The 17,564-nt window shown below is 52.0% G+C and carries 15 protein-coding genes; 11 read left to right on the forward strand and 4 right to left on the reverse strand.

Annotation, left to right across the window (positions count from 1 at the left end; translation table 11 throughout):
- Nucleotides 1–16: 16 nt before the first annotated feature.
- Nucleotides 17–925 (reverse strand): ABC transporter permease, encoded by a 909-nt coding sequence (locus DQG13_RS14805; RefSeq protein WP_113020557.1) that lies wholly within the window; start codon nt 923–925, stop codon nt 17–19.
- Nucleotides 926–1,159: 234 nt separating this feature from the next.
- Here DQG13_RS14805 and DQG13_RS14810 point away from each other — a divergent pair, with 234 nt between their 5' ends.
- The 7 genes from DQG13_RS14810 (at nt 1,160) to DQG13_RS14840 (ending at nt 9,999) form a co-directional block, all read left to right on the forward strand.
- On the forward strand, nt 1,160–3,511 hold the full coding sequence (locus tag DQG13_RS14810; protein WP_113020558.1) for an AraC family transcriptional regulator: 2,352 nt from the start codon (nt 1,160–1,162) through the stop codon (nt 3,509–3,511).
- Nucleotides 3,512–3,698: 187 nt separating this feature from the next.
- Entirely contained in the window at nt 3,699–5,147 is a 1,449-nt protein-coding gene (locus DQG13_RS14815; protein ID WP_113020559.1) for an ATP-binding protein, read from the forward strand.
- A gap of 155 nt (nt 5,148–5,302) precedes the next feature.
- Complete coding sequence (locus tag DQG13_RS14820) at nt 5,303–5,770, forward strand: phage tail protein (RefSeq protein WP_113020560.1); 468 nt, start codon at nt 5,303–5,305, stop codon at nt 5,768–5,770.
- 76 nt (nt 5,771–5,846) lie between these two features.
- Nucleotides 5,847–6,158 carry an ArsR/SmtB family transcription factor gene (locus DQG13_RS14825; protein WP_113020561.1) on the forward strand — a complete coding sequence of 104 codons (312 nt, stop codon included), beginning with the start codon at nt 5,847–5,849 and terminating at the stop codon, nt 6,156–6,158.
- A gap of 29 nt (nt 6,159–6,187) precedes the next feature.
- Nucleotides 6,188–6,673 (forward strand): SRPBCC family protein, encoded by a 486-nt coding sequence (locus tag DQG13_RS14830; RefSeq protein ID WP_113020562.1) that lies wholly within the window; start codon nt 6,188–6,190, stop codon nt 6,671–6,673.
- A 175-nt stretch (nt 6,674–6,848) separates the two neighbouring features.
- The gene (locus DQG13_RS14835; protein WP_113020563.1) at nt 6,849–7,961 is read left to right on the forward strand and encodes an ATP-binding protein; all 1,113 of its coding nucleotides are present in this window, start codon (nt 6,849–6,851) and stop codon (nt 7,959–7,961) included.
- Nucleotides 7,962–8,043: 82 nt separating this feature from the next.
- Complete coding sequence (locus DQG13_RS14840) at nt 8,044–9,999, forward strand: elongation factor G (RefSeq protein ID WP_113020564.1); 1,956 nt, start codon at nt 8,044–8,046, stop codon at nt 9,997–9,999.
- A 26-nt stretch (nt 10,000–10,025) separates the two neighbouring features.
- Here the strand turns inward: DQG13_RS14840 and DQG13_RS14845 are convergent, their stop codons facing one another.
- Nucleotides 10,026–11,315 (reverse strand): MFS transporter, encoded by a 1,290-nt coding sequence (locus DQG13_RS14845; RefSeq protein WP_113020565.1) that lies wholly within the window; start codon nt 11,313–11,315, stop codon nt 10,026–10,028.
- Nucleotides 11,316–11,557: 242 nt separating this feature from the next.
- Here DQG13_RS14845 and DQG13_RS30785 point away from each other — a divergent pair, with 242 nt between their 5' ends.
- A complete protein-coding gene (locus DQG13_RS30785) occupies nt 11,558–11,701 on the forward strand; it encodes a hypothetical protein (protein WP_181592754.1) in 144 nt (47 codons plus the stop codon).
- A gap of 96 nt (nt 11,702–11,797) precedes the next feature.
- A complete protein-coding gene (gene abc-f, locus DQG13_RS14850) occupies nt 11,798–13,714 on the forward strand; it encodes a ribosomal protection-like ABC-F family protein (RefSeq protein WP_113020566.1) in 1,917 nt (638 codons plus the stop codon).
- Between the two features lie 79 nt (nt 13,715–13,793).
- On the opposite strand, the gene DQG13_RS14855 is transcribed toward abc-f, so the two are convergent.
- Nucleotides 13,794–14,603 carry a coiled-coil domain-containing protein gene (locus DQG13_RS14855; RefSeq protein WP_146767159.1) on the reverse strand — a complete coding sequence of 270 codons (810 nt, stop codon included), beginning with the start codon at nt 14,601–14,603 and terminating at the stop codon, nt 13,794–13,796.
- Between the two features lie 721 nt (nt 14,604–15,324).
- On the opposite strand from DQG13_RS14855, the gene DQG13_RS14860 reads away from it, so the two are divergent.
- Both DQG13_RS14860 and DQG13_RS14865 read left to right on the forward strand, forming a co-directional pair.
- On the forward strand, nt 15,325–16,188 hold the full coding sequence (locus DQG13_RS14860; protein WP_113020568.1) for a sigma-70 family RNA polymerase sigma factor: 864 nt from the start codon (nt 15,325–15,327) through the stop codon (nt 16,186–16,188).
- A 25-nt stretch (nt 16,189–16,213) separates the two neighbouring features.
- A complete protein-coding gene (locus tag DQG13_RS14865; RefSeq protein ID WP_113020569.1) occupies nt 16,214–16,693 on the forward strand; it encodes an effector binding domain-containing protein in 480 nt (159 codons plus the stop codon).
- A gap of 64 nt (nt 16,694–16,757) precedes the next feature.
- Here the strand turns inward: DQG13_RS14865 and DQG13_RS14870 are convergent, their stop codons facing one another.
- Nucleotides 16,758–17,564, reverse strand: coding sequence for an ABC transporter ATP-binding protein (locus DQG13_RS14870; protein WP_113020570.1), 807 nt, complete (start codon nt 17,562–17,564; stop codon nt 16,758–16,760).

Raw genomic sequence — 17,564 nt, forward strand, 5'->3', positions numbered from 1 at the left:
CGCTTCACCTTCCCGGTCAGAATAAGGAATTGTCCGAATTAATCTTGCGGACAACTGCGTTTGTAGTGACGACAATAATCAGGCCCAGCAGCGACTTGACGAAGTCCGCCGCGCTTGACATGCCGATGTTGCCGCTGTACATCAGCGCGCGGAAGATATAGGTGTCCACAACGTCCGTTGTCGGGAGCAGTGTCGGCGAATTCAACGGCAGCTGATAAAAAAGCCCAAAGTCGGCGGAGAAGATGTGACCGATGTTCAGAATCGTCAGAATCGTCATAAGCGGATAAAGAAAGGGCAGCATAATGCGGGTCACCATCTGCCATCTTCCGGCTCCGTCAATCCGGGCTGCTTCGAAATAGGTAGGGTCGATGCCAAGCAATCCGGCGTAATAGATGACGGCTCCCATGCCAAGTCCCTTCCACAAATTGGCCAGCGGCAGCACGAAGATCCACGCTTTCGCCTCGTTGTACCAATCGAATGTCGGCAGTCCTGTCAGCTCCAGCCATTGGTTCAGCATGCCTGACCGGGGATTCAGAAAGGCATAAACCATATAGGCCACCACGACCCAGGATAGAAAATGGGGGAAAAACATAATCGTCTGGTACGTTTTCAGCAGCTTTCGGCTGGATATGTGATAGAGCAGCAGCGCCACAGATACCGCCGCCACCAGGTTCAGAACAATAAAGACTGCGTTGAAGCCCAGCGTATTGCGGACGATTCGATGTAGATCGGGCGATTGCAGCAGGAAGCGAAAGTTGCTGAAGCCTACCCAATCGCTGCCGAAGATGCCTTTATTGTACTGATAGCGCTTGAACGCGATAATGATACCGAACATGGGCAAATAATGAAAGACCAAGGTGAGAAAAACCATCGGCAGCGTGAGCGCAAGCAAAAATCGGTTTTTTCTAAAATCTTTCCATTTCATTCATAGCTTACCGCCTTTCTTGATGTGGTTGGGATATGGGCTTATCGTAAACGCCTTAGAAGCATTCAGGCTAGGGAGAACATTTTCGAACGGGTTTATTTGGAGGGAATGAGGCAGGTCAAAAAAGAAGAATCGGTTCAAGATCGGGGAATCGGCGGTCTTTGCCTTCCGTTTGAGGCGGGAGGGGCGTTATAATAAACCGTGATCCAAACTTCGAGACGGGTGGGTTGTTGCATGTTCGTAAAATTACCGCTGCGCAGGAACCAGCCATACTTCTTGTCGATTTTTATGACGATCACCTTTTTTGCCACGCTAATCGTGCTTGTGCTGTCCGCGTTCCTGTATTTCAATTTCAAGAGCTTCAGCTTTCGTCTGCTCAACAGCGCCAACGAAAAATTCATGAACCAGGTGTTCACCAATACGGTGCAAATCGACGAATACGCCAAAATATATGCAAACGCTCTCTTTAACAACCCCGACGCGGCACAGCTGATGCTGGCTCAGCAGCCGTCGATTGTCGATACGCTCAGGAGCATGCGGTCTTTGGAAACCTCCCTCAGCGCCGCTCCTTTTCTTTATTCGGTCTACGTCTATAACGGCAGGACGGATACATATTATACGGTTGGTCCGACTCCGGTCATTCGCACCGGCGAGTTCTATGACCGGGAGATCCGTTCCCTGTTCAAGGACCCCGGAGCAAAAATAGACATGTCTCCCATTCCCCGGAGGATGCCGGTATCGGACGATCCGGAGAATGGAAGTGTAAGCGTGTTTACTTATATATTGGCGGATCACATGGCCGACCGGACGAAGATCAAAAACGCGCTTGTTGTCAACGTCCGGATGGATTGGCTGTTTAACGCCCTGCAATCCTATGCGGAGAACGACTCGCTGGACGGCAGCCATGTGCAGCTGGTGGACCGGAAGGGGCTAGTGGTTGCCGATAAGGACCAAAGCCTGTTCCTGACCCATGTGGCTGACGAGCCTTATGCCAAGAGGGCGCTGGCTTCCGGGGACAAATCCGGCGTTTATTTGGCTGATGTGCAGGGGGAGTCGTCCGTTATCACCTATTCGACCGATCCCGCTTCGGACTGGCTGCTGTTGAGCATTCTTCCGTACAAATACATCGCCGGCACGGTGAGTCATATCAGATCCCTTATTCTTCTCATCAGCTGCGCAATGCTGGCGATCTGCATCACTGCGGCTTTCCTGCTGGCGAAGCGGCTTCACGCTCCTGTTCTTCGCCTGCGCGACTCGGTTGGGCAGCAGCTCGGGATCAAGCCGGCAACAGGCGGCAGCGACGAATTCCGCTTTATTTCCGAGACGGTAGCGTCGGTTCATGACCAGATGCTGTCGCTGAGTTCATTCAAACGGTCCAATCAGGCGAATTTGCGGCAAACCATACTGCGGGGGCTGCTGACGGCGGCTGTGCCTCAGGATTGGGAGAAGGTGTTCCGGGAGTTTCAGATCGGAGTGGAGCCGTATGGCGGCATTGCGCTAGTGATGCTGAAGATCGACGGGTATGCGGGGTTCTGCGAAAGATATTCCAAGCGGGACCGGGATTTGTTGAAATACGCGCTGGTCAATATAGCGGAGGAAGTGCTGTCCACGAATCACGCTTGCGCCTGTGTGGACATGGGGGAGGACCATATCATCGCCATAACCAATGCTGCCGCCGGAGACAAGGAGTCTCTGACCGGGCTTGCCCGGGACATCCAGATAAGCGCCGCTGAGTGCTGCCGGCTGTCCGTCTCCGCTTTCGTCAGCGAAACGGAGAACGGAATCCGCGAGGCCAGCACCTTGTACGATACGCTCCTGCCCCTTTCCCAATACCGGATGCGATACGGCACAGGCTGCCTCCTGCATGCCGGTAATCTCCCGGAAGAGCCCCGGGAGAGCCCCCCATTTGACGAGCCGCTGCAGGAGCTGATTGCGGCGATCCGCAAAGGACGGCTCACCGATATGGAAGCCCATTGCCGGGAAATCATCGAAACCTTGAAGACAGGCTCATGCAATGACATGATCTTTGCCCTGCCCATTCTGACCGCTTCGGTCTTCCAGACCTTAAGCCTGATGGAGAAGAACGGCAGAGTCGCCTTTGGGCTGGATTACATGGCATTTGACCGCACCATCAAAGCCTGCGAAACGCTGGCCGAAGCCGAGAGCGAGTTCGGACGCATTTTCCGCACCGTGGACGAGCGGATGAATGTGAACAGGGACGGCCGGGTTGCCTCCCTGATTGGCGATGCAACCCGGTTTATCGATCAGAACTACCGCAATAAGGCGCTGTCCACCAATATGGTGGCCGATCATTTTCAATTGACCGCCGCCTACCTGGGCAAGCTGTTCCGCGAAACCAACTCCTGTTCCATCGCCGAATATATTACCGAGGTCCGCATGAAGGAAGCCGCTTCCCTATTGCGGGAGACCAAGCTGTCCATGGACGAGCTGATGGAGCGGATCGGGTGGGAGAACAAGAAGCATTTCTTCACACTTTTCAGGAAACGCTTCGGTGTTACGCCGACGGAATTTCGGTTAAGCGGCCGCGCCTCCCTGGACCCTCCCGCCCGGGAAGAAGATGACTGAGCAGCTGCCTGAGCCCTTGCGGGAGCGGAGGCTACAGCGCGGGGAATCGTATCACAAATAACGGCGAGTTTTTCGATTCTCATGAATAGTAACAGTGAATACGAAATAAATATCGTCAAAACAGAAAGTATATTTTACATTTTGGGTGTGAATATTTATAATAGGAGTTATGAGGGGGTGTTGGAGCATGAAGGATTTAATTACCGATGAAAGGGTCTTACAGGTATTAAGGGGATACAACAAATGGTGGGAAACCAGCAAGGTTCCTGATGATTTTGCCAAACCTGTAAAGAGATTTGCATATTATGATGCTAAACAAAGCTTCGAGCATACAACGATTCGACGGCATGTAATACTAACAGGACCACGTCGAGTGGGAAAGTCAACAATTATGTATCAGACTATACAAGATGTATTAGATGCGGGGGTTCAATCCAAGAATATTCTTTATGTTTCTTTTGATCATCCGCTTCTAAAGGTTTCTGAGATAGACCGAATCCTAAAAGTGTTTATTAACAATGTTGCCCTTAACGAGAGTATTTACCTCTTTTTAGATGAAATTCAATATGCCCATGATTGGAATGGGTGGTTAAAGGCGATATATGATAACAACCCTTTATATAGAGTAATGGCAACTGGATCAGCAAGCCCTGCTTTAAGTGAGAAAATGCCGGAAAGTGGCGTTGGGCGTTGGGTTCAAATTCGGATTCCGACTTTATCTTTCTATGAATACCTTGAACTTCGTGGGATTGAGGTGCCGACAATTGATGAAAAAATCAAGCCTACAGCTTTGAGTGAATTGAGCCAGAAAGAGCTTGTCGGATTAATGGGGCGGCTTCAACTATTGGAACGTCATTTCCACAGATATTTATTGATTGGTGGGTTTCCCGAAATTGCTCAAACGGATGATTTGTCTTACGCACAAAGAATAATCCGGGAAGACGTTGTCGATAAGGTCTTAAAAAGAGACATGGTATCTCTTTTTAATGTAAGGCATATTGACGAGTTGGAACGAATATTTCTTTACCTATGCATGACTACGGGAAACATTGTGGAAGTAACTACTATTTCGAATAACATGGACATTACTCGGCCAACGGTATTGAAGTACCTCGATTTTCTCGAACTGGCAAACATTACCTATATGGGTTATCCTGTTAATATGGATGGAAAGAAAGTTCTGAAGGCAAAACCGAAAGTTTATCTAGCGGATGCCGCTATTAGAAATGCTGTACTTTTACAAGGTGAGGAAGTGCTGCAGGACCCAGATCAGATGGGCATGATCGTCGAATCCGCTGTGTACAAGCATATAAATACATTTTATTATAATTTTAACCCTAAGATTGGATATTACAGAGATTCTAATTCACAAAAGGAAATAGATATTGTAGTTATGATGCCCAATTCTAAAATTTTGATTGAAATCAAATATCGTGAGAATCCAAAGATAAGAGAGACTGAGGCTATCGTAGATTGGTCGAAGAAGGATGGGCTAACAGCGGCTTCTCTACTGATAACAAAAAATGCGGGGGATTATGGTTTACTAGATCATGCTCCCATCATGAGAATTCCTGCGTTTGCTTTCTTATATCTACTGGGTCATGCAGAAAAAGCTCGATTTAAAAAACCACAATGACAACTCGTTTACAGCTAAGGAAACCGGCCAACTCATCCGAATGGCGGAAACAGAGGGGATGCGGGTTTTGATGGGACAGCGGGACGGATTGGTTTTTGGGGAGATGTGGACTCCTGTTGTCAGGAAATAATGCGGCCGAAGGAGGAGAGATGGGAATGTCCAATCCAGTTGATTTTAAAAATGTGTCAACCGCCGGGGTAGAGTCCTCCCCTGTAGCCGAAGCGCTTGCCGGTTTACGGGCGAATGAAGCCCGTTACTTCATGAATAAATACAAGCATGAATTTAAGGTTGTGCCGGCTAGCGAAAGCCAGGAAACCCTTCAGTATGTGAACCGGATTCTGAAGGAAGAGCGTAATCTCGAGTTCGCGGCCAAACCTCTGGAAACATCAAGCTTTCAGGTGGAAAATATTAAATGGACCTTCGTTTTTTATGAGGACGGCCTGGGGATTAATGTCATGTATACGATAGACAACCCGAAGAAGCGGGCGGTTGGGTTTAAGCTTTCCGAAGGGATGGAGGTACCCAAGGAGCTGGAAGGAAAGTTTAAGTTCGCTACGCAAAAATCCAAGCTGGCGGGAACCATTCGCGGATCGTTTTTTGTCATTAAGGGAGAATATGAATAGGTAACCTGCAGCCGCCGCGGCGAGACACGTATTCCTTGACAGAAATATAACCAATGGGTAATATGAAGGCATGAACATGACTAAGGATAAATTATTTGAGGTATTGGCTGAACCGAACCGGAGGAGAATTTTGGACCTGATTCTTGTCCGGGAACGGTCTGTGGGGGAACTGGTGGATTTATTGCCTTTAAGCCAACCTGGGATATCAAAGCATTTGCGGATTTTGCGCGAAGCAGGTTTAGTTGTATTGCGAAAGGATGCCAAGCAGCATTTGTACCGTTTGAATCCAATCCCTCTGCAGGAGATAGACAATTGGTTCGAGCCGTATAGACGGTTTTGGTCGAATAAGCTGGATGATCTTGAGAGACATCTTGACCAAGAGGGTTAATGCCGAAAAGAGGCGGAGGGAGGAAAAGCATGTTAGCCGTTTTACAACAAACCAAGGATGGATATATTGCTCGTTTTGAGCGTCATCTAAAGCATTCTGTTGAGAAGGTGTGGGCCTCGCTAACGGAGAATGACAAGCTGAAGAAATGGTTTTCCGAATTGCAGGTGGAAGACCTTCGCCAAGGCGGGGTAATTAAGTTCGATATGCAGGATGGCACATTCGAGGAACTGAAAATTATCGAGCTCAAATTGCATTCGGTGCTGGAGTATACTTGGGGAGAAGATCAGGTTCGTTTTGAACTGTTTCCTGAAGCTGATGGATGTCGGTTGGTTCTGATTGAAAAGATAAATAAGCTTACCAGTCATACACCAAAGGATCTTGCAGGCTGGCATGTATGCCTGGACGTAATCAAAGCATTGCTGGATGAACAAACCCTTGACTCCCGTGAAAACGAATGGGAAAAATGGTACAAGGAATACGCTCAAAGCTTGAATCAGTTTAGGAACGACTCTTAATGCGGCGGGAAGTAAAGAAGCCCAGTGGAAAATCGATTACGGGGGAAAGGCATTTTGGGAATGCGCAGGGGAGCTCATATGAAGGATGGAGTGCGAACGTCGGCTCCATCCTTCTTTCATTTTATGTTTCCTGTGATATACTTTAGGTATCTAACCGAGTAAAGGAAATGGCCCCATGACAAACCAAAAGCCATATCATTATGAGGACAGCTCAAATGAGATTAACCGGTTGAGCCATATCAATCAACTTGTCCTGGATACCGTTGCTGAAGGCATTTATGGAATTGATTTGAATGCAAATGTGGTGTTTGGAAACAAAGCGGCAGAATGCCTGACAGGTTACTCTCTGGAGGAAATCGGAGACCGCAATCTTCACGATCTCATCCATCATACGAATCCGCGGGGAGAGCATGTGTCTCTTCAGCATTGTGCCGTTTATCGTGCTCTTAGCAATGGTGAAAGCATGTTTATCAAGGATGATATATTCTGGAGGAAGGATGGCTCCAATTTCCCCGTGGAATATATCGCCAAGCCCATGATGGAAAAGGGCAAGCATGTGGGAAGCGTTATCACTTTCCGGGATATAACCGAGAAGCTCCGGACGGACCAGCTCATTGTGGAGTGGGAGAAATTGTCGGCAGTGGGCCAACTGGCAGCGGGAATCGCCCATGAAATCCGGAATCCCATTACGTCCCTTAAAGGGTTTTTGAAGCTTATGCACCGGAACCGAGAGGTGAATGACGGGCATATTGCCATTATGAGCTCCGAGTTTGAGCGGATCGAGACCATTATTCAGGAGCTGCTGACCTTTTCCAAACCGGCGGTTTCCCAATACAATAATGAGGATATAGGGGATATTATCCACCAGGTGGTTACTTTAATGGAGCCCCATGCTCTATTAAAAAATACTGTCATTTCCACGGAATTAAGCTGCTGTCCGGTATATATCCGTTGCATCAAAAATCAAATCAAGCAGGTGCTGGTCAACCTGATCAAGAATGCGATTGAAGCCATGGACCGTCCGGATGGCAGCATCCAAATCAAAGTATTTCATCAAACGGCGAATGTGGCTATTGAAGTGACGGATAACGGACCGGGTATCTCGGCGGACGTCCTTAAAAAACTGGGGGAACCGTTTTATTCCACGAAGGAGAAGGGGACCGGTCTGGGATTAATGGTTACGCAAAATATTATTCGGAACAATCATTACGGTACGATTGATATAAGCAGCCGGGAAGGGACAGGGGCAACCTTCACCGTGCTGCTGCCGCAAAATATACTGGAATAGCCGGAATTGCAGAACACGATAAGCTTCTGTTTCGCGCCGCGGAATAGGGGCTATTTTCACGAAAATGCAGGTGTAGGATCGTATGAAACGACTGACGATTGGGCTGTTTGCCCATGTGGATGCAGGAAAGACGACCTTTGCGGAACAGCTGCTGTATCATACCAACAGCATTAAGTCGCGGGGGCGGGTGGATCATCAGGATGCTTTCCTGGACAGCCATGACATTGAGCGGACCAGGGGCATTACCGTGTTTGCCGATCAGGCCGTGATGGAATATAAGGGAGACACCTATTATTTGGTGGATACCCCCGGACACGTGGATTTTTCCCCGGAGATGGAGCGGGCCATGCAGGTGATTGACTACGCTGTTGTCATTGTCAGCGCAGTAGAAGGTGTCCAGGGCCATACGGAGACGGTTTGGCAGCTGTTGCGCAAGCACCGGATTCCGACCTTCTTCTTTATCAACAAAACCGACCGGACCGGCGCGGATGTCGGCAGAACCGAGGAGGATATACGCCAACAGCTGACAGGGGATATTTGTTCTATCACCTCAAGCTTGGCCGATGGTATGGTCGCTGAACCGCTGCGGGAGGCAATGGCGGAGCGGGACGAGGCTGCATTGGAGGCGTTCCTGGCGGGCAGGAATGACCCCGCTTTCTGGCTGCAGGCCATGCAGCGGATGGTGCGGGAGGAGCTGATTTTTCCCTGTGCTTACGGCTCGGCGCTTCAGGATACGGGGATTGTGGAATTCCTGGAGCAGCTCCACCTGCTGACGGTTGCCACTTATGACGAGACTGTCCCTTTTGCGGGGCGGGTCTATAAAATCCGGCATGATGCTAACGGGGTACGGCTGACGTTTATGAAAGCGCTGAGCGGCAGGCTGAAGGTTCGGGAGCAGCTTGATTATGAAAGCGGCGGAGTCTCTTATGGGGAGAAGGTTACCCGGCTCCTGTTGTTTAACGGCTTCAAGTCCCAGCCGATGGAACAAGTGGCGGCAGGCGATTTGTTTGCGGTGGCCGGTTTGTCGGCCGCTCCGGCCGGACAGGGCTTGGGCCTGATTTCGGACAGGCTGGTTTATGAATCGGAGCCGACTCTGCAGTCCAAGGTGCTATTCGACGATTCCCTCCACGTGCAGAAGGTGCTCGGTGTATTCCGCATATTGGAGGCCGAGGAGCCTTCTCTGAATGTGGTTTGGGACGAAAATTTGCAGGAGATTCACATTCGGGTTATGGGCCTGATTCAATTGGAGGTATTGGAGCAGCTGGTGAAGGAGCGGTTTGGCTTTGCCATTTCCTTCGGCCAGCCGGAAATCTTATATAAGGAAACCCTCCAATCCGCCGTGATGGGATACGGGCATTTTGAACCTCTCCGGCATTATGCGGAGGTGCATGTGCTGATGGAGCCGGGGGAACGGGGAAGCGGGATTGTATTCGGCAGCACATGCCATCCCGACGTGCTGAATATGAACTACCAGCATCTGATCCGGACCCATCTTTACGAGCGGGAGCACCACGGGGTGTTAACGGGAATGCCGGTTACCGACTTGAGAATAACGCTGATTAGAGGCGCCGCGCATAAAGAGCATACCCATGGCGGCGATTTCCGGGAGGCGCTTTTCCGTGCCTTGCGCCAGGGGCTGGAGAAAGCGGATAACCTGCTTCTGGAGCCCTATTACGATTTCAAAATCAAGGTCGGAATCGACGAAATGGGGAAGGTGCTGTCCGATGTTCAGCGCGCCTCGGGTACATTTGAACCGCCGCAGACCATAGGCGCGCAAGCGGTCATTGCCGGAAGGGTGCCGGTTTCGACTTTTATGAACTACAGCACCGAGTTCGCTTCCTTTACCCATGGGCGGGGCAGCATACGCTGCGCGTTCGGCGGTTACGACCGGTGCCATAATGCGGAGGAAGTGATTGGGCGGATCGGCTACCGGAGGGATGCGGACCCGCTGTATACCTCTTCCTCGATTTTCTGCGCCAAGGGAGCAGGTTATTCGGTGCCGTGGGACGAGGCGGAAGCCAAGATGCACTTGCTTTAACGGCTTCTTCAGCGGGGCGGGGCAGCTTAGTCGTTTGCGGCTCCGGCTGCTTCTGCGTCATGGAAGGTCCGGTATCCCAGCAGGCCAACCAGGAGGGCCAGCAGAGTTAGGCCTGCTGCGGCCAGATACAGGTTCACGATGCCGAACTGTTCGGCCAGCCCGGCCATCACCAGCAGGGAAATGCAGAACACCAGATGCAACAGGGTTGCTTGGGCGGAAAGCACTTTGGGCAGCATCAGCTTGGCTACGCTGCGCTGGATCAGGGTGCGGCGGTTAATGATCGACAGCTCTGCGAACGGGCCCATCAGCAGCACGAGAATAAGCGCAATGAAGGGCTGGGTGTTAAGCGCATAAAAGGCGGTCAGGATGCCATAGCCCGCCATGCCGGTCAGCATGGCTGCCAGGTAGCGGCTGCCGATGATCCGGTTCAGGGCCAGAACCAGCAGCCCGCCGCCTACCGTACCTGCAAAATATGCCGCGTTAATGAAGCCCCACCATTCTTCGCCTTGCCTAAGGGCAATCTGCACAAAGGCAAGGGTAAACGCCCCCACCCACACCGATCCGCCCAGCATATCGACCACATCCATGAAGGTAAGCAGCCGCAGGCGGGGCATCCGCCAAATCAGCTTCCAGCCTTCGGTTAAGGTATGCCATCTGGAAGAAGGTACAGCTTCGTTCATGTCCGGGGCCGTTTCGGTCTGTCCGCTTGGGGAGCGCCGTGTGCGGTCCGAATGCTTAGGCTCCTTAACCCCCAGTGTAAAAGCCGCCGCCAGTCCATAAACGAAGGCAGTCAGCAGCAGCGTGGAATTGGCACCCATAAAAGCGACGATTACGCCGCTCAGCCCCCACCCTGCAAACTGCACAACCTGATCGCTGACGCTGATCAGACCGTTGGCTTTAAGCAGACCCTGCTCATGGGCCACAAGCCGCGGAACAAGGGCGTTCCGCGCCGGAACGGTCCACCCGTCCAGGAAGGACATGGCGAACACCAGGGTAAATACGGCAATAAGAGAGGCCCCGTCCCCGTTCAGCTTCAAGTAGACAGCAAGGCAAACGAATAGCACAAACTGGCCCGTTTGCGACATGAGCAGCAGAGTTGGCAGCTTGAAGCGGTTGATCAGCAGCGGAGCGATGAGGCCGCTCACCATCTGGGCGCCGCTGCGCATCAGCGGCATCAGCGCCGCCGACACCAATGAGCCGGTCCGGTCCAGCACCAGCACCGTAAGCGCCATAATGTACAGCACATCTGCCGCGTTGGCAGCCGTTTGGGTGGTCCACAGGAAATAGAAGGGCCGGGTTAAGAGCGATGATTTCATGGAATGCGCAGCTCCGTTTCTTGATGTGTGAGGAAAAATAGCAAGCAACAAGAATAAGAATACGTGAAGCGGACTGTTTTTACAATTGAAGGGGGCCGCAAGGGCTCAATGACCGCATCGTTAAGCGGATGAGCTTCTCCGTTACAACGGGGTGGCGGGAGTGTGGTCTTTCTTCCCGGTTTGCCGAAGGGAATTTAATGTAGTATACTAACAGCAAGATATGTAAAGGAGGTGAAGGTAGGATGAAACGGGAGTTTGTGAATGAACAATGGAGCCGGTTGCCCCTCGCGATGGCTGGCATCGTTCATGGTTTGGGCGAAGACGGGAGAGGTCTGCCTATTTTTAACCATACGATTTCACAAACCGCGAAATGGCTCCTACCTTAACCTGAACGGATCAAACCAGACAGGACGTAGGGAATTTCCCTGCGTCTTTTTTATTGGCCGAAGAACGGGTGGGGCCTCGCATAAGGAGGAACCCTGATGTTAACGGTAAATTGTCAAAATGTGAAAAAATATCATGCTGCACAGCTTGTATTGGAGAATGTAACCTTCGGGCTGCTTCATGGAGAGAAGGCAGGGCTGGTCGGCCGCAACGGATGCGGTAAAACAACGCTGCTGCGGCTGGTCGCAAAACTGGATAACCCGGATGAAGGCATGCTGGCGGTACGGAAGAATGCGCGGATCGGATATCTAGAGCAAATTCCCGGTGTAGCGGCCGGACTGACAGTCCGTGAGGTGCTGGAAGCGGGTTTCCGGGAGCTGCTTGACTGCCGGGAGAGAATGACCGTGCTTGAGTCAGCCATGTCTTCGCCGGATATGTCCCCGGAGCAGCTCGAGAGCCATCTGGCGGAATACGCAAAGCTGCAGGAGCGTTTTGAGCGGGAAGGCGGTTATGGGCTTGATGCCCGGATCGACCAGGTTGCCGAAGGCTTGCGTATTCCCCGGGAGTGGTTTGGCCGGGTATACCATTCATTGTCAGGCGGGGAAAAAACGAAGGTTGGCCTTGCCTCACAGCTTCTGCGGGAACCGGAGCTTCTTCTGCTTGACGAACCAACCAATCATCTTGATATGGCCGCCGTGGAGTGGCTGGAGGAATTTCTGCGAAAGTATGCGGGAGCTTGCCTGATTGTGTCTCATGACCGTTACTTTCTCGACCGGGTTGTCACCAAGATTGTGGAGCTGGAGGACGGAGAGTCCACAGTGTTCCATACTGATTACACTGGCTATGCCAAGGAAAAGGAAGAAATGCTTATCCGGCAATTCGCCGATTACCAGGAGCAGCAGAAGAAGATCAAGAAGATGCGGGAGGCCATCAAGCAACTGCTGGAATGGGGGAGAATCGGCGATAACGGCAAGTTTTTCCGCAGAGCAGCCAATATGCAAAGAGCACTTGACCGGATGGAGAAGCTGAAGCGCCCAGCCGTCGACCGCAAGGAAGCGGAGTTTGGTTTGCAGCTTGTTGAACGGTCAGGGAAACAGGTTGTGGTTATGGAGGGAGTAACCAAGCAATACGGGCAGAGGAGAATTCTGGAGGAAGTATCCGGGGAGCTACTATACGGGGAGAAAATCATGCTGATTGGGGATAATGGCTCCGGCAAGTCAACCTTGCTGAAGCTCATCCTTGAGGAGGTGCTCCCGGACAGCGGATTTGTACGTCTGGGCTCCCGGGTTGAGGTGGGCTACCTGGCCCAGCAGCAGGCTCCCCTTCATCCGGAGCAGTCTGTACTGGACTACTACCGAAGGGAAGCGGGAATGGAGGAGGGCGAAGCCCGGAACCGGCTGGCGGCTTATCTGTTCTACGGCGCGGAGGTGTTCAAGTCTGTGGGCCAGCTGTCCGGCGGCGAATGGACCCGTCTGAGGCTGGCGCTGCTCGTGCATATGAAGCCCAACCTGCTTATTCTGGACGAACCGACCAACCATATGGACATCGCATCAAGGGAAGCGCTGGAGGAGGCCTTGGAGGATTATCCGGGCACCATTCTCGCGGTTACCCACGACCGGTATCTGATTAACCGGCTTGCCGAAAAAATCTGGGAATTGGATCGGGGAGGCCTCGGGGTTTATCTGGGGGGCTTTGATGAATATAAGGCGGAAAGCGTGAGAAGGAAAGCGCGGGACGCCGCAACCGAAGGGGAATTGCGCCGGGTCCGTCCTGAACCGAGGCGGATGCCGGAAGCCGGGGACGGAGGAAAGAAGGGCAGCCGTGACGGCAGCGGTAAACTGGAGGCTGAAATAAAGGAGATCGAGGCAATGCTTGGAGAGCTTGATGCTTTGCTGTATAAACCGGCGCACACCAATACTGCCTCCCAATTGGAACGGTACTGGGAGGAGAGAGAGTCCCTCCAGGAATGCTTGAACCAACTCATCGAGGTATGGATAGAAGCCGAAGGAGAATAATAAGATGGACCAAAAAACCGAAGCCGATGATTCCTGAGCAGCTTCGGTTTTTTGGCGCATATTCATGCATCACGCGGCTTTATGGCAAAAGGGAAGCGGCTTTTTCCAGAATCGCGGCAATCTTTTTTTCGCTGCTGATGATCCTTGTTTTCTGATTAATGATTTGGTTGGACAAGGTTGTCAATGCAGTAAGCGAGCGCAGGGTTTCGGTGGCATCCTTGCTCTTAATGGCAGCAGTCAGGCTTTTGCTCTCCGCGGCGATTTGTTTACCGGTTTCCGCAGAGGCTTTTTTCTCGGACTGGATTTTGGTCTGCTCCACAGAAGCCTCCTTAAGGACGGTGCGGACTGCATTTACCGTCTTGGATGCAGCATCTTTCAGCTTGGTATACGCCGTATCCTTCATACGGATTTCCTCTCTTGCGAGGAGGGCGGAAACCCTGACTACGCTGAGTTGGGCCTCCAGTGCCTCTATCAATGGCTTGTTCTTCAGCTTCCGCGCAGCTGTGAGCTGCTTGTTCAATGAGGTTTGCAGCGTAAACAATGGCTTGTACCGCTCCCTGGCCGCGGCTGCTTCATTTTTCAGCTGGCTCAATTTTTCGGCATTATGCTGCTTGATGCCTGTATTGATGGCGAGGCGCTTGTCTGCATTAACACGGTGCAGATTCTCGATTTCCTGGTTCAGTTTCCCATCCTGCGACTCCAACTCCTGGATCTTGCCGCTTTGCTCGGTCAGCTTTGTCTGAAGTGATGCGTTTGATTGGGCAGCCAGCTTTTCTACAGAAGCTTTGGCGGTTTTGCTCAATCGTGCAGATGAAGCGGCAGAGGCTTGCAGCGGCAGGGACAAGACCAGTATGATGGCCATTAAGAGGGGGACCAGACGTTTGTTCACGGGACATCTTCCTTTCGGGAATAGGGTTATTGGATGAATCCACCATGCCGCTAACGCAAAAAAGCACACGTAAGAAAGACCGGATGGCCTTATCTTACGGGTGCTTCCACGTAAGCGATCATATGTTCGATTCATTATAATTATACCATGTTACTGCAATATGTCAATAGATTGGAAATTGGGGTATCTGTCCCATCAAGTTAGGCAAAGCTTTTAGAGGATCAGGGCCAAAAAGCCACAGGAGCATGGAAAATTTATACGAAAATCCGGCCTCTGCGTGATTCCATGCTGTTGCCCTGTGGCTTTGTTCTTTCGGAGTAGACAATTTGCGAAATTTGTCTTTCATACAGTGGACATGAGCCTAATAGCTCCTTCTCCCCTTACTTCTTTCACAAAACGCAATATATGGGAAACATGCTCTGTTCAACCACTACATATAGACGCATCTCCCCAGTGACCCCTATACATCTCCGTGTCCACTTTCCAACGGACATTCCAGGAGGGTTTGTCCTTTTGACGCGCACAAAACCGGGATACGAAAACCGGCTCCTGCAGCCATCGCACTAGGGCAGGCTTCAATGAGGGGTGAGGCGCCCTCTTTTTTTGCCGGATACCATTACAGATAAAAATTCCGGGCAACACTGAAATGGATGTCACAATATCAAGATGCCATTCGTCATAGTAGTGAACCTCAAATCATTGACCAAAAAGGAAGAGCCTTATGGATGAACAGGAACGGATGGCTGAGCGGTTTGAGCAATCCCGGAGGCATCTGGTGGCGGTAGCTTACCGGATGCTCGGGTCCTTGAGCGAAGCGGAGGATGCGGTGCAGGAAACCTGGCTCCGGTACAGCCGCATGAATCAAAGTGCTGTCTACAACGTGGAAGGATGGTTGACGACGGTGGTTTCCCGGATTTGCCTGGACATGCTGCGGACCCGGCGGTCCAGACATGAGGAACCGATGGAGGAGTTTATGCGGATGGCCCATGACGAACACTCTGGAGGGAACCCGGAGCAAGAGGCGTTATTGGCGGATTCCGTCGGAGCCGCTCTGCAGATTGTGCTTGGCAAGCTTGGCCCGTCGGAGCGGGTTGCTTTTGTGCTGCATGATATCTTTGCCCTGCCCTTCGCCGATATTGCCGCCGCGCTGGGCAAATCCGAGGAAGCCGTCCGGCAAATAGCCAGCCGCGCGCGGCGGCGCATCAGAGGCGGAGAAACAGGGGATGAACCCCGTTTGGCCCGGCAGCGGGAGATGGTGGAGGCTTTTCTTGCCGCAGCCCGGGATGCGGACTTCGGCCGGCTGTTGGCGGTGCTGGCGCCGGATGTGATCCTTCGGGATGACCGGCAGGCAGGCGCGGTGCGGACCACCCAGGGTGCGGAGCAATTGGCCAAGCAGGTGGCCGGACGGATTCAGGCCTCCCATATTGTCCTGGTGAATGGGGCAATTGGCGTGATTGTGGCTCCTCAAGGAAAGCTGCAGTATGTGCTGCAGTACACCATCCGTGATGGCAGGATCGCTGAGGTGGAATTGATTTCCGACCCTGCCCGCATTAGCAGGCTGGATTTGGCGTTACCGGATATTTGATTGATTTTAAAGGAGGGCATGTCCTATGAGTTCATTTGCGGTTCAAGAAAAAGAGGCGTTTCGTTTTATCGGCTACAAAACCCGGCTGGAGGCATCCGGCCAGATTCATGCTCCAAGCTATTCTCCGGCCAAAACGGAATTTTTTAAGAGCATTCTGCAAAGCGGGAAGCTGGCCGCCCTTAGACCCATGTCGGAAAGTCCGTATGGCTACGGGGTAGTGGCGGCAGACAAAGGCGGGACATTCTATTACGCCGGAATTGTTACCTCACAGCCTGCGGTTGAGGGAACGGAAGAGGTGCTGTTCCCCAAAGGGCCGTATCTGGTCCTCAGCGGAAAAGGCGGGCTTTCCCGTCTGGCCTTTGACAAGCTGGAGGATCAGGCTTTTGCCGAGGTGCTGACTGAAGATTACCGGTACCGCTACAGCGGAGGGCCGATTGCCGAGGTGCTGCTCAACGGCAATCCCATGGATGCGGAAGTGGAGATATGGATTCCCGTTGAGGAATAACAAAAAAAACGGAAGTGCTTCCTTGACGAAGAATCAAGGCAGGCACTTCCGTTTTTCTTAATACTCATGCTTCATTGACATAATAACGGCCCTTGGGAATGACCATCGGCGAACCGGAAACCGGGTCGGGGATGACCGAGCATTCCAGACCGAAGATATCCTTCACCAAGGAGCTGGTCACCACCTGGGAAGGCACGCCCTCCGCCATCAGCTTGCCCTGGGATAAGGCAAAAATATAGTCGGCATACCGCGCGGACAGGTTGATATCATGAAGCACCATGACGATGGTGGTGCCGCGCTTCCGGTTCAAGTCGGTGAGCAAATCAAGGATTTCCACCTGATAGGTAATGTCCAAAAAGGTAGTGGGTTCATCGAGAAATAAAATATCCGTTTGCTGGGCCAAGGCCATGGCAATCCAGACCCGCTGCCGTTGTCCGCCGGAAAGCTCGTCAATATTCCGGTTGGCCAGCTCCGTAATATTCATGATTTCCATGGCCTCGGCTACGGCCTCCACATCCTTTTTGGTCCAGCCGCTGAGGAGGGACTGATGGGGAAACCTGCCTCTGCCCACCAAATCCGCCACCGAGATTCCTTCCGGAACAATGGGGGACTGCGGCAGCAGGCCCACTACACGGGCAAGCTGCTTCGGCGGGAATTTGTCGATGGGTTTGCCGTCCAGGGTGACGGAGCCGGAGGTGGGTTTGATCAGCCGGGCCAGTGTCTTCAGCAGGGTAGACTTGCCGCAGGCGTTGGCGCCGATCATGACGCTGATTTTATTGCTGGGAATGGTCAGGCTGATCCCGTGGAGAATCGTCTTATGATCATAGCCGGCTACAATTTGCTCCGCTTGAAAAACATGCGTCGGTTTCAT

The organism is Paenibacillus sp. YN15 (assembly GCF_003285005.1).
Classification (GTDB): Bacteria; Bacillota; Bacilli; order Paenibacillales; family NBRC-103111; genus Paenibacillus_AR.